This window comes from Angustibacter speluncae (assembly GCF_054777815.1).
The window spans coordinates 1-1,282 of the sequence record NZ_BAAHAF010000116.1 but is presented as its reverse complement, the minus strand read 5'-3'; the positions used below and the strand labels follow the sequence as shown (position 1 = coordinate 1,282).

At 80.0% G+C, this 1,282-nt stretch carries 1 pseudogene; it reads left to right on the top strand.

From position 1 onward, the window contains the following. Positions 1-14: 14 nt before the first annotated feature. Positions 15-1,282 (top strand): annotated as a pseudogene (locus tag ACYVKY_RS14145) (chromosome segregation protein SMC); the annotation flags it as partial.

The window sequence follows — 1,282 nt, the reverse complement described above, 5'->3', positions numbered from 1 at the left end:
AGCGTGGTCACCGGGTGCCTCCCAGTCGTCGGGACAGCTCGGACGCCGCCGCCCGCAGCCGGGTCGAGGCCGGGCAGGCCGAGATCGGGCGCCTCGAGCGCTCGCTCGCCGACGCCGCCGAGCGCGGCCGGGTCGCCCAGCAGGAGTTCGCCGCCCTCGAGCAGCAGGTGGCCGGCGTGGAGGAGGGCGAGGAGGACCTCGACTCCGAGCACACCGCGGCCGAGGAGGCCGCGCTCGCCGCCACCGCCGAGGTCGACCGGCTCACCGACGCCGAGCGCTCGGCCGACCGCGACCGGGCCACCTGGAGCGCCCGCAAGGAGGCGCTCGAGATGGGCCTCGCGCGGGCCGACGGCGCCGGGGCGCTGCTCGCCGCCGGCACCGGGGTGTCCGGCGTGCTCGGGTCGGTCGCCGCGCTGCTGCACGTCGAGCAGGGCTACGAGGACGCCGTCGCGGCCGCCCTCGGTGGCGCCGCCGACGCCGTGGCCGTCGAGTCGGTCGACGCCGCGGTCGACGCGCTGCGCCGGCTCAAGGACGACGACGCCGGACGCGCCGGGCTGCTGCTGGGTGGCGCCCCGGCGGCCGACGCCCCGCTCGACCTCGCCGGTCTGCCGGACGGCACCCGCCGCGCGGCCGACCTGGTGCAGACCTCCGCCGCACTGCGGCCGGCCGTCGAGCGGCTGCTCGCGTCCACCGTGGTCGTGCCCGGTCTGGGGGAGGCGCGCACCGTCGTCCGCGCCCGACCCGACCTGGTCGCCGTCACCACCGAGGGCGACGTGCTCGGGGCGGTCACCGCCCGCGGCGGGTCGTCGTCCCAGCCGAGCCTGCTGCAGGTGCAGGCGGCGGTCGACGAGGCCGGCGCCAAGCTGGCCGAGGCGACCCGCGCCGCCGAGGAGGCGCGGTTCGCGCTCCAGGGCGCACGCTCGCGGGCGGCCGAGGCGGCCGACCGCGTCGAGGCCGCGCTCGAGCGCCTGCACGACAACGACGCCCGGTTCGCCGCGGTCGCCGAGCAGCTCGGCCACCTCGGCGCGGCCGCCCGCTCCGCCCGGGCCGAGGCCGACCGGCTGCAGCAGGGCCTGGACGCCGCCCGCGCCCAGCTCGAGCAGGACACCTCGGCCGTCGGCGAGCTCGTCGCCCGCCTCGAGGCGGCCGAGCAGCCCGTCGAGGGCCAGGCCAACGAGCCCGACACGTCCGAGCGCGACCGGCTGGCGGGCGAGGCGTCCGCCGCCCGCTCGGCCGAGATGGAGGCGCGGCTGGCCCTGCGCACCGCCGAGGAGCGGCTGCG